Raw genomic sequence first — 12,393 nt, forward strand, 5'->3', positions numbered from 1 at the left:
ACTGACCGTAAACCCTCTCGTCCACTGCGTTGAACCGCCGGTCGCGAGTATTCGAGGTCGCGCTACTTCTGCGCAGTTGGCCCACTGGGGAAGTGCGGAGCCCGTTGTCTGGAAAGAGTGCATCTTTGCTGGAGGGCTGAAAATCGCTGCAATTAAACATTTTGAATGTCTAGCCCGCGCCTGCCATCGAATGCGAACTCAGGTTAGGATGGAAAAGTCCGCCGGGTAGCGAGTTCAACGCGTTCGTGGTTCACGTCCCCAAAAAGCAATCGCCGCGACAGATCAAAAGAGAAAAAAATGTCAAATGTTCAGCACATTTCGATTCGAGTACCGTGGCACGACGACCAATGGCAGGGAACGGTATGCAAATGTCCTCGCGACAATGCCTCATGCGTAGTGCTTCCTGAAATCGCCAATGCGAAGCGCGATGATGCGGAAGGCTGCTTTGCTGGAAGTCGACTAGACAGTCTGGCCGAGGCACAGTTTCCCCCTTGCGTGAAAGAACGTGCGACTTTCATGGCGCCATTTACCGTGCGGCGCACTCTCGTCCACCCCTATGTGGCCACGGATAGCGCGGCGCATCGCGATCTGCTGCCCGTTGGATTGCAGCAGTCGGCATTTTCCGCAGCGTGCATTCCTTTCAGATGGATGCGTCGTGAATTTGCAGATGAAATCGCAAAGGGGGGGCGTCTGGATTATGACCCGGCACGGGAACCGAAAGAGCCCAAATGGCTTTTGGATTCCGGATGGGTTCAGGATGGCCGAAATCAGCGTGCAATGCTCGACGGGTTCTTTTCACCGATAAAGAAACACCTGTCGCTGTGTTTCTTCTATGCGAAGCAAACGCCTTTTTCGGATGATCACAGGCGAGTGCTCATCGGTGTTGGCCGTGTACTGAAGGTCGCAGAACCTATTCAATACGAACGAGAGGGCGAGTCAGCCGAGGTCGGTACGTCGTATGTCTGGGACGTGATGGTTGAGCACTCCATCCGGTCTAAGGGGGGGGATGGGTTCTTGATGCCATACACGGAACTCGCCGCAGCGCAACGACATGGCGCGGAGGTGGACTGGAGCCGGTGTCTAGCGTTCGCGCCGGACGACCGGTTGATCGAATTCTCTTACGTGTCCGAGCACGTCAGTCATGACGGAGCCATTTCCTCGCTACTCGAATGCCGGTTGGCGTTAGAAGCGGCCCGTGACATTCTTCAGGAAGTGGACAGCGTCAAGGAAGCGCTGCGCTGGATTGACGGGAGAATCGCGGAACTTTGGAATATGCGGGGCCCATACCCGGGACTGGGTGCGGCTTTGACTGCATTGGGTGTGCCTCACGGCAACTTCCTGGCATTGCATCTAGCCGAGCAACTCGACGAAAATGACGACCCATGGCCACTCGTTGACCAGGCTATGCGTAAGCCAGATTCCCTGCCGCGCCCGCTAGCCACGCTCATCACAGCTGACCTGACTATGGATTGGAAATCGCTCAGGCCTGGCCGTCTTGAGTTGCTCAAGCTCCTCGCGCGCTTCGAGCTTACTAATGACCAAGCGACGCGGTTTTATGTGAGCGCGGTTCGAAGTGCAGCAGGTCTGCACTATACCGACGCACAACTTCTCGAGAATCCCTACGTTCTATACGAAGGGGATCGCTTTTCCGTCCCCGCATTCGACGACGAGCGGTTGGCACGGGTGACTTTCGAGATGATCGATCGAGGTGCGTACCCGGCAGATGTCGTCGCCGAGATACATCCGTTGCCGGACATTTCGAGAATGTCTGGCCCCCGCGATCAACGCCGCGTGCGTGCACTCATCATTGCGCAGCTGGAACGCGCGGCCCAGACCAGTGGCCACACCACGGTTTCGGAGAGCCACATTATCCTTGGTATCCGCAATGCGAAGTTGGAGCCGCCTTGCCCGATTTCGGAAGACTCGATCGAGTCCGTCGCCGACTTCTTCTCTTTCGAGGTAGCCAGAACGGAGATGAGGGATGGTGTACCTGCCCTGCAACTACAACGCTATTTACTGTACCGAAAACTTCTCTCATCACAGATCAGCAATCGCGCACTACAAGGCGCAAGATTCAACTTCCCGAACGATTGGAGAGCACGTCTCGACCTTCTCCTTCCAGCGCTCGAAACTACCGACAAAGATGAAGTGAGGGCGCGTGAGGAAAAGGCTGCTGCACTGGCGGAGCTTGCTGCCTCGCGCTTTTCCGTTTTGGTCGGCCCGCCAGGCTCCGGCAAGACCACACTGCTCGAAGCTTTGTGCCAGCATGAGGAAATCTCGGCCAAGGGGATTCTTCTACTGGCACCGACAGGCAAGGCACGCGTGCAACTTGCGGCTAAGTGCGGCCACGAAGCACAGACACTGGCACAGTTCCTTACCGGCTGCGGCCGGCGATACGACGGTCGGACGGGGGTCTACAAGACCGTGCAAGGTGCGCAATACAAGGGCTGCAAGACGATCATCGTGGACGAAGCCTCGATGCTCACCGAGGACATGCTCGGTGCGCTATTCGACGCGGTGAAAGCAAGCGTGGAGCGCCTTATCCTAGTGGGTGACCCAAGGCAGTTACCGCCCATCGGAGCCGGCAAGCCGTTCTTCGATGCCGTGACTTTTCTCACTCCGCCAAACGCGTTGTTTCCGAAGGTCGGCAAAGGATACGCTGAACTTACGATCCAGCGCAGGCACAAGAAATCGGGCGAAACGGAGAGCTTTCCACTGGACCTTCAGTTGGCGAACTGGTTCAGCGGGAAGGACCTACCCCCCGGTGAAGATGAAGTTTGGTCCATTCTCGGTAGCGATGGCGACGTTTCGGGCCGTGTCGCCACGTATCGCTGGGATACTACAGAGGAACTGCGCACTAAGTTACTCGAGGTTTTGCGCGAAGAGTTGAACCTAAGATCTCTCGACGATCAGCAAACTTTCGGGCTCAGCTACGGCGGCGTTTTAAAGGGTGACAACATCTACTTCGAAACTGGTGCAGCAGCCGATGTCGAGAAATGGCAAGTTCTGACGCCCCGCCGGAACGAGGTGCTTGGCGCGCGCGACATCAATCGCTTGTTACACAAGCGATTTCGCAAGGATGCTGTCGCTTGGGCAAGTCGCCACTCCAATCGTCGAGGCTGGATCTCACCGCCGCGTGGCCCCGAGGAGATCGTGTACGGGGACAAGGTCATAAATGTTCGAAATCACAAGCGCAAATACGTCACGCCGGTCGACGACGCTTTGGCATATGTCGCTAACGGCGAAATCGGTGTGGTGATAGGCGACCTTCTAGATTCTGCAACGAGAGGCGACAAGGCTTGGCGTACCAAGGTGGAATTCTCGTCGCAACCCGAATATGTCTATAGCTTTGCGCCTTGGGACTTCGACGATGATGGCAGCACACCGCTCGAACTCGCTTATGCCGCGACAGTTCATAAAGCTCAAGGCAGTGAGTTTGAAACCACCATTCTGGTGTTGCCAAAGCGGGGGCAACTGATCAGTCGCGAAATGCTTTACACGGCACTCACCCGGCAACAGCGCCGGGTTGTCATTCTTCATGAGGGAGATCTGGCGGACATGAGAAAACTCGCGGCTGATGAGCACGCGGTCATACCGAGCCGCTTCACGAATCTCTTCTACGAGCATCCGTCGATGCTTCCGGCGCCAATTGAGGTGAACGGGAAATGGATGGACGCAAGGCACATCCACCGCTCCCGCCGCGGCACATCGGTGCAATCAAAGTCTGAGGTCATTATCGATGACGCTCTTTTCGCGCACGACGTGGTGGCCGGCTACGAGATTCCGTTCCACAGCACGGATGGACGACAGTATCGCTTACCCGATTTCACGATCGAGGACGCAGCAACGGGGCGGACTATCCTGTGGGAGCATTGCGGAATGATGTCTGATGAGGGATACCGCGAGCGCTGGGAAAAGAAGCTGCGGTGGTATAGGGAGAACGGCGTGCTGTCAATCGAGGAAGGCGGCGGCGAAAGGGCGGCGCTGGTCGTCACCTACGACGATGAGAGGGGCGGCATCGATGGTCAAGCGATCGACGCGTTGATTGAGAAGCTTTTCTCGTAATAGGACTAGGACCGCCGCTGCAAAGGTGGCTCGCGTCGGCACTTCGTCCAACTCATCGATCCCATTCACCCCCTCAATCCAGCAAATCCTAGCGGTAACGGAGAGAATTCAGTATCCCGCCCGGCAGTGGTTCCGACTGGCATCGGCATTGGCTGAGCGCTCAAAATCTTTCGCGCCGTCGTTGCTTCCCACGCGATGCTCTCACGTGCAGCATGGTTGGGGTGGGTTAGATTTCGATGAAAATCCCGGGTCAAAATTTGGTGAAAATCAACAAGCGTCGACATATTGCGACGATACCGCTAGCTCCGCGAGCTGTCATGTACACCTGCTGACCAGCGTACCAGTCTCTCGGTCGTATACCTTGTCTAGGATCGTACCGTTTAGGATACTCTGCACCGCTTCATCGACAATCGGTAGCGGCACCAGGAACCATTCGCGAGGTTTGACCGGCTTCCCGAAGCGGTCGAGGATCTCCAGATCAATTTGCGCGCTCGCGAAAATCCTATGGATCAGGTTTTCCACCTTGGTCCGATCGACGCCCGCGAGCTTGTAGGTGGTCACGACCTCCACCTTGGCGAGCAGGTATGTCGCATCGTTCTCTGCGTCGGCGATCCTCGTCTCAACCTTGCCCCCGGTTACGCCGATCTTGTGGATGACCTGGCGGTACGGCGCGATACGTGGATCGTTCGACAGCGAGCGCAGCACGTAGATGGTGCCGCTCTGTACGTCGTCGTCTTGCCATTCGCCGCTGAAAAGTGATCCCACAACTTTCTTGCGCAGACGACGCGGGGCATCGTCGCGGTATAGCGCTTTCTGGAACGAACGCTGCAACAGATCGCTTTCGGTCTCGTTGTCGTAGACGACACGAAGCCGCGCATCCGGTCGATCGGTAACGGACGTCTTGATTTCCTCGCCCATGTTGGCAATGTGGACAATCTGGCCGTTCAGGATGTAGAAGTCGCCTTGCTGAATGCTCCCCAACTTAATTTCAGCGTCGTGAGCAAAAGGTAACGCTTCCCAGGTACCGTCCTTCAACCCCGACTTGGCCTCGTCGAACAGAGGCTTGAACGTCCCGAAATCGACGCACGGCGTACGGTCGGCGATTTGCTCGGCCGCCGCCTTTTCAGTGGCGGATCGGACATGCCGAAGCACGGTAATGTCGTCGTCGTCTTTTGCGTCGACACCAAGTTCCGCGAGCAGATCATCGTCGGCGAGTTGGTCCAGATTAGCCACGACTTCGGCCGCCGGCTGTGCGAGCAGGCCTTGGGTGTCCAATGTTGCGAGCAGTGCCAGCGCGGCCGTGTTGCGGCGTAGTTGATTCAGACGAACCGCGTAAAGGCGCTCAAAGATGTCCAAGCCTTCGCCGTGTCGAGGTACGTGCTCGTGCTGCTCGACGAAGCGCTGGATTTCCTCGAAACCGGCGATGATGCGTTCCTCCTGGGCCGTACGACCACCCGTTACCTCGACTTCAACGGAGATGCCTAGCTGCTCAAGCAGGTCGTCGTCGGAGACATCGTCTTCTATCGGGCTTTTTTTACGCGTTGCCATTGCCTTCCTTCCTCTTCTCGGAAGCCTTGAAGCGTGTGAGAACCGCGATGCCCTCGGCCATGCGCTTCTCCCACGGATCGGCGGCGTTGATTTCCGGCAGACGATTGCGATCACGCTTGAACTCAACGGCTCGTTTCGCCAGTTCACGCGCCTCTTCGATAGGGATGTTGATCTTGCGCGCCGCGATCACGGCTTGCACTTGCTTCAAGGTTTTCTCGTCCATCGCCTTCGCGAGAATCGCGTAGGCTGTGTCGAACGGGTTGATCCGATCGATCAGATCGATGTCTAGTTCCTTGACGCTCATCGCAAACTGCTTGACCCCTTCAATAAGGGCAAGGTTTGCTTTGGGCGTACCGTCGTTGGCCCCGCCGGTTGCTTCGTCGGTGACCAGCATTTCGACCTGCTTGGCCTTTTGCGTGAAGGCTAGCGCGGCGACCGCGTATTGGCGCACGGCCTCCTGATCGTCCTCCTCCAGGTGCGGATACTTCTCGCGCACAATCTTGCCCATTTGAAGGATCGTAAGTTCTTCAGGGATCGTGTTGTCGTGGTCGAACAACCCGCGCTCGAGCGTTTTGCTGTTCTGCACGAACGAGGCGAGCACTTCGTTGATGTCCTCGCGGCAGATGCGCGCCGCTTCCTCGGACTTCGGTTCGACCAGACCCTTGACCTCGACGTGCACACGCCCGTCGTCGTGGTTCACGCCGATGTTGAGTTGGCCTTGCTTGTAGCCGTCGGGGCCGTAGTCGAAGCCGGGTTGCTCGCCAGCATTCTTGGGAGTGAACTCGAAGCGCGGTGCCAAGACTTGCTCCATGAGCAGACTTGCAGCGATCGCCTTCAAGGTGTCGTTGATCGCGTCGGCCACCATGTCCTCGGACGCGTCCGGTTCCGCGATTAGGTTCGTGAAGCGCGCGCTTTCCTTGCCTGGCGCGTCGCGGGTGGCGCGACCGATGATCTGAACGATTTCCGTTAGGCTGTTGCGGTAGCCAATGGTCAGCGCGTGCTCGCACCAGATCCAGTCGAAGCCTTCCTTCGCCATGCCGAGCGCTATGATTATGTCGACGTGGTCGCTGTTGTTCTTCTGCTTCGGGTCTTTCAGTGCCGACAGGACAGCGGAGCGGACGTCACCGTCATCCACCAGGTCGGCAATCTTGATCACGCGGCCCTCGGGCAACTCGACAAGATGAAAGCCGGTTTGGGGATCGGTACCTTTCCAGGTGCCGAGACCGTCCATGATCCCCTCAACCTCTTTGTGCTTTTGCTTCAGGCTTTCGCGCGCGTTGACGTTCGGGATGTGCACGATCGTCTTCAACGACGGATCAAGTACCCGCATGACCGCATCGAGGTACTGGCCGGTGTAGAAATAGTAGCCGATGTCAAGCGATTTCAGGTACTCGTAGCCATTCAACTGCTCGTAATAGGTGTACGTCACCGTGTCGAAGCGCGCTTCGTCGTCCGGTGCCAGCACAGCCTCGGCATCGCCACGGAAGTACGAGCCAGTCATCGCGACCATGTGCACCTTGTTCCGCTGAATCAACTCGGTCAACTGCCGGCCAAGGATGTTATTTTGATCACTGCTGACGTGGTGGAACTCATCCACCGCGATCAAACGATCGTCGAACGCGGTCGGCCCCAGTTCCTGGTAGGCAAAACGGAACGTGGCGTGCGTACAGACCAGTATCTTGTCGTCGCTGGCAAGGAACTCGCCGACGGCCTTAACCTTGGACGGAGCCACCTTCACGTCGTCCGTACCAGGTGCGTTGCACAAATTCCACTGCGGCTTTACCACCCAATCGCTAAAGAATCCGTACTGGGACAGCGGTTCGTCGGCAAAACTGCCACCGATCGAGCGCTCGGGTACCACGATCAGCGCTTGTTTGACGCCCTGGTTCATCAGCTTGTCGAGTGCGATGAACATCAACGCACGTGATTTACCGGAGGCTGGCGGCGACTTGATTAACAGGTATTGCTCGCCCCGTTTGGCGTAGGCACGTTCCTGCATCGGGCGCATGCCCAATGCGTTCGATTTGCTGGACGCCCCCGTTCGATCCGTCTTGATCGAGACGGTTGGGATGGAATAACGCTTGGTCTCTTCAGTGCTCATTACGCGGTCTTCCGTGCTCGAATGGTTTTCTTGGCCGGCTTCGCTTGTGCCGCCGTCATCTTTGTGTACAGATCGAACAGTTTTTCCAGACGCTCGGTATCGTTGCGGAATCGACGTCCGATGTAGATGCGTTCGAGCACCTCGTCGTTTCGCTCGTGCGCGCGACGCAAGTTCTCCGGCATCATTGCCGGGTCGTAGAGGTCCGCGATCGTTGCTGGGAAGTGTGCTTCACGCGCGAGCAAAATCTCTTCGGCGCACTTTGTTAGATCAACCTTGTTCTGCTCGGTTAGCGTCGGTACAGGGAACGTGTTCCAACCCAACGTGTTCGAGTACCGGAAATCCGTCTTCATCTTTCCGCAGACCGTACCGATCCATACAAGGTGCAACCGAGACGCAATGAGTGCCAAGTTCCAAAGAGGCGCATCGTAGAGTGCGAATGCAAGATTGCTGGCGATAGTGCCCCGAGCCATATATCCGACGGGAAGGTATTCTCGCGATTCAGACGATACGCTCGGCACGATGATTACCGTTTCGTTTCCCGATTGGCGCACTTCGCCGAAGCGGTATGGAACACCGGCAAGGTTTTTCGTGGTTGGCCTGTCCGATTGAGCTCTCTTTTCCCGCACGCAATCGAATCTGTTAGCTAGCCATGGGTTCATGCCTGCTTCGGCATAGTTCGCATCCTCGATCCAAATGCATCTTCGCTCGGTTCCACGAATATATTCTTGAGACCCTATAAACGGGCGAATGAATCTACTGTCGACGTCATGTTGGTTCAATGCAGTTTCAGCTTCGTGACGCGTCAGCAACAAGTTACCGCCATCATTTGGCATATTTCCGAATAACATCTCAGCCACGTCACCAAGTGGTGCTGTACGTGGTCCGACTATGATCTGTTGACTGGACACTAGGTACGCATTGATGTGCTCCGTAGTCTTCACGGCCCCGGCCCCGTCGGCGCTTTCGCTGAAAAGCTGGCGATTGGCTTTAGGAGCCTTGGTAATGCCGACGATGACGACAGTTACGCCTGCATTCTTACTCGCGAGATTTGCCCACTTGAAAGAAGTATGGGCAAATGCAATTTGATGTCCCGTCCCAAAAATGAGTGACCAGAGAGTCTCGACTTGGCGGCCTTGGCAGATTGAGTTCGTTGCTACAAATGCCGAAACCGTCGGTGTCTTGGTGCCATAGTCAGCAGCCTTGGCAAACCAACCGGAAACGTAGTCGAGTGATTTCCAGTTCTTAACTCGGCCATCGAAAATGGCTTTGAGATCGGACTTTTGCTCGTCCGTTTGCCATTGACTTCCACGATACGGCGGATTGCCACAAATGTAGGTCTCGCCGCCTTCGTTTTCGAAGTCGATTTCAGGCTGCCCCAATGGGCTATTGAATAGACCGTCTGATAGAACCTTCACCCCGATGCCGGTCGGCGGGAACAACGCCAGCCAATCGAGTCGCAGCGCGTTGCCACTGGTAATCCAGTTCTCTGCTTCGAGCGGCAGGAACTCCTGCACCGCTTGCATCTGTCCACGATATAAAACGTCGCACTGGTACTCGGCGATGATGAGTGCAAGCCGCGCAATCTCCGCAGGAAAACTGCGTAGTTCGATACCTCGGAAGTTGGTCAAGGGGATGCCCGATCGTAGATCGGGTTCTTCGCGAAGCCGATTTATTTCGGCTTCAATCGCGCGCATCTGTTTGTACGCGATGACCAAGAAGTTGCCCGAACCACACGCCGGATCGAACACGCGGATGCGCGCTATGCGCTTGCGCAGGTTCAGCAACTTCGCCTTGTTGTCGCCCGCGGCTTCCAGCTGTGTGCGCAGATCGTCGAGGAAGAGCGGGTTGAGCACCTTCAGAATGTTCGGCACGCTCGTGTAGTGCATGCCGAGCGCGCCACGCTCCTCGTCGTCGGCGACCGCCTGGATCATCGAGCCGAAGATGTCCGGATTGATTGCGTGCCAGTCCAGTTGGCCGGCGTGCAACAGATAGGTGCGGGCCATGCGCGTGAAGCGCGGTACGTTGTTGCCGCCGCCGAACAAGCCGCCGTTCACATAGGGGAAGACGTCAGCCCACCCTGGGATTTTCGCCTTTGCACGGGCACCGCTGTCCTTCGTCGGCACGTTCATCGCGTGGAAGATCGTGCTGATCACCGCGCGGGTATTGCCCGACGCCGCATCACTCATGCGATCGACGGTCTGCGTGAATAGACCTCGACCATCGAAAATCCCGGTGTCTTCGGCGAAGAAACAGAAGATGAGGCGGGCCATGAAGTGATTCATGTCCTGTCGGCGCTCGTCCGTCGCCCAGTCCGGGTTTTCCTTCAGCAATTCCAGGTACAGTTTGTTCAGTCGGCCGGTTGCCCGAACGTCGATCGCGCTGTCCTTGATTTCCTTGATGGTCGAGATGCCCGCGAGCGGCAAGAAGAACCCGAAGTGCCCGGCAAACTTGGCGTATTCGCTTGCGATCGTTTCGCCGTTCGCCATTTCCTCAGCTTCGAGCGTTTCGCCGTCAGTCGCTAGGATGAATTTGACCTTGCCCTTCAGGGTCTCTGGGCTCGCGCGTAGCGCGTTCAACGTCGAGTTGACCTGGCCGGGCGCACAGGTCGCAAGATGGATGTTGTTTCGTTGCAGCACGCCACCGGCAACATCAGATTTGTTGGTGTCGCCCTTGCGGAGTCGCGCGATCGTTGTTTCTTTGTTCCCGAAGGCCGCGAGGAATGCGTACGGGAACTCTGCAGCGTCAAATGGTGTTTCGCTCAGCTCGGAGACTGCGGCCTCGATTTCGACTGCGTTCATGTGTCGTGGCGTATGGTGTGTTTTCCCTAGATTATGCCAAGTCTTAAGGAAAACTTGGAGGGCATTCCAATCCCGGTCGTGCCGGGTGTTCGCGTTGTAGGCGCGGTCGGCCACGGGAGTACGCAGAGCGCCGGGAACGTAGTGCCCGAGGTCGGGCGCCAAGGCGCAGCTGACCTACGAGTCCTCCTACTCATCCTACCTGGAAGCCGCGGTTCGACGACCGAACATCGGAAAAACGCTGTCTGTAACGGCACCGAAGCGTTTCTGGAGCGTAGGGCAAAAACTCTCGCCCGTGCAGCGACTTTTCAATAGAGGAGAACTTTGATGCCGCATGACTGCCTCGTTCGCAAAGACCATTGAACTCCTGGCTTACCGAGCCGATTAACGAAGATCTGTCGGCGCGGAAGACCGAATCCGCCGACATCGCCGATTACGGCAAGGTCGCACCGGACGCTCTGCGGTAGCGGAACCACGACGCTTGCTCTGGTTGAGCAAAAAAAAGAATATGCGGGGGTGGCGAGGCATCCGGTCGGGCGCTTCTCGCTTCGCGGACGCTATTTCGTGTACTTGATAGGGACGGTGCCCACGACCTGGAACGAATCGTGGGCGGCGATGAGTTCGTCAAGTGTCTCTGTGCTGCGTTTGTCGGTGGGGCATCCAGTAGCAGATCAATCTGCATTCACAGGGCCGGCATTGGCTCAGTTGCAATTGCGCTGATCCTGGAAGTCGAATTCGCTCAACTTGACCCACCTATGCAAGCTCAGGAAAGTGATATGTGATTGAAAAAATCTGGAATCGCGTTTGGCGACGGCGAACTGCGTAGTTTCGGTAATCGGCGCACTAATCTGTATGCCAAAGGCGTTGGCGGAGCTAGTCAAGCGGCAGCCGCGCGGATTGTCGGCGTGCTCGAAAAGCCAACCAAGATCGTTTCCTTCTCGGAAAATTACGTCCCCAGTGACCCTATACCCTATGGCTAAAATCCTGACGCCTTTTTTCGCTTAACCACCAGCGAGGTGTGGAGCGAGCCTGGTGCAGCGCGTGCTGCAGACGAGGATAACGTCGTCGCTCTAGCGCGAACCTTTGTTCCGGTCTTTGCTTTCGTTGCTCGCTTTTTTACCGTTGCTAGGCCGGTTTGGCGAATGCTCGGGAATCCAAGTACAACGCCCAAACAGAGCAATCCAGAGTTCTTAGTTGTCGCCAAAGTACTTTTTCGGGCACTGGTGACGTTGTCCCAGTCGCAGTTGCGCTGCATAGTGGCTACGCTGTGGAATCCCGTTGCCGAGTCAGTAGTCATGGCCGAGTGCAGGGCCGCCTGATGCTGCGCAACTGACGCGTGGTCCGCGTAGCCAAACAAGCCAATAACACCACTGGTCTCGTAAGGATCATCGGGCCGCGTGAAGCAGCCAATCCCTTCCGGGCCCAGAAGCAAATCTTTGCAGTCGTTTTGACCTTCAAGTACCTTTGCCTCAACTGCGAATGCCAAGTTCAGTTCGGGGTCAGCTGGCATGAAGACTAGATCGGGACGCTTTGAATTGTTTCCAGTGGTTTTTTTTCCGGGGCGGAGAGCATCAGCTTGAACAACGGAAATCGCATCAGAGGGCACAAAGCCTCGCGGTGCCGTTGCGCGTTGCTGCGGGGAGCCTTTTCTTAGCAGCGCCTGTGCCTCCAACGCAATGTCGGCAGACAATGCCGTTTCCTTCACGCGAGGAGCACCGGTCTTTGTCTTGGAAAGGGTCCCTGTTTTCGTCAAGAACGTGGCCCAGTTGGGGCCGCTCAAGATATCGTGGGCAGCATGAGCAAGGCCCATGCACTCGCTTACAAACTTCCCGATCATGGCAGACCGGCGTTTGCTAGGGACGCAATTTTGAAGCGATGTCTGAA

General features: G+C 56.7%; 5 protein-coding genes. 1 reads left to right on the top strand and 4 read right to left on the bottom strand.

Annotated features, from left to right (window positions below; genetic code table 11):
* The first annotated feature begins 297 nt into the window (after positions 1-297).
* Positions 298-4,065, top strand: a complete 3,768-nt coding sequence (locus PTE31013_RS15515; RefSeq protein WP_150613670.1) for an ATP-dependent DNA helicase — start codon at positions 298-300, stop codon at positions 4,063-4,065.
* 315 nt (positions 4,066-4,380) lie between these two features.
* Here PTE31013_RS15515 and PTE31013_RS15520 read toward each other — a convergent pair whose 3' ends face one another.
* The 4 genes from PTE31013_RS15520 to PTE31013_RS15535 all read right to left on the bottom strand — a co-directional run bounded on the left by PTE31013_RS15520 (position 4,381) and on the right by PTE31013_RS15535 (position 12,346).
* On the bottom strand, positions 4,381-5,613 hold the full coding sequence (locus PTE31013_RS15520; protein ID WP_150613671.1) for a GIY-YIG nuclease family protein: 1,233 nt from the start codon (positions 5,611-5,613) through the stop codon (positions 4,381-4,383).
* Entirely contained in the window at positions 5,600-7,714 is a 2,115-nt protein-coding gene (locus tag PTE31013_RS15525) for a DEAD/DEAH box helicase (RefSeq protein ID WP_150613672.1), read from the bottom strand. The genes PTE31013_RS15520 and PTE31013_RS15525 overlap by 14 nt, the downstream gene beginning before the upstream one ends.
* Positions 7,714-10,512, bottom strand: a complete 2,799-nt coding sequence (locus PTE31013_RS15530) for a class I SAM-dependent DNA methyltransferase (protein WP_150613673.1) — start codon at positions 10,510-10,512, stop codon at positions 7,714-7,716. The genes PTE31013_RS15525 and PTE31013_RS15530 overlap by 1 nt, the downstream gene beginning before the upstream one ends.
* Positions 10,513-11,485: 973 nt before the next feature.
* The gene (locus PTE31013_RS15535) at positions 11,486-12,346 is read right to left on the bottom strand and encodes a hypothetical protein (RefSeq protein WP_150613674.1); all 861 of its coding nucleotides are present in this window, start codon (positions 12,344-12,346) and stop codon (positions 11,486-11,488) included.
* Between the last annotated feature and the right edge of the window lie 47 nt (positions 12,347-12,393).

Origin of the sequence: Pandoraea terrigena (assembly GCF_902459705.1) — a bacterium.
GTDB lineage: Bacteria > Pseudomonadota > Gammaproteobacteria > Burkholderiales > Burkholderiaceae > Pandoraea > Pandoraea terrigena.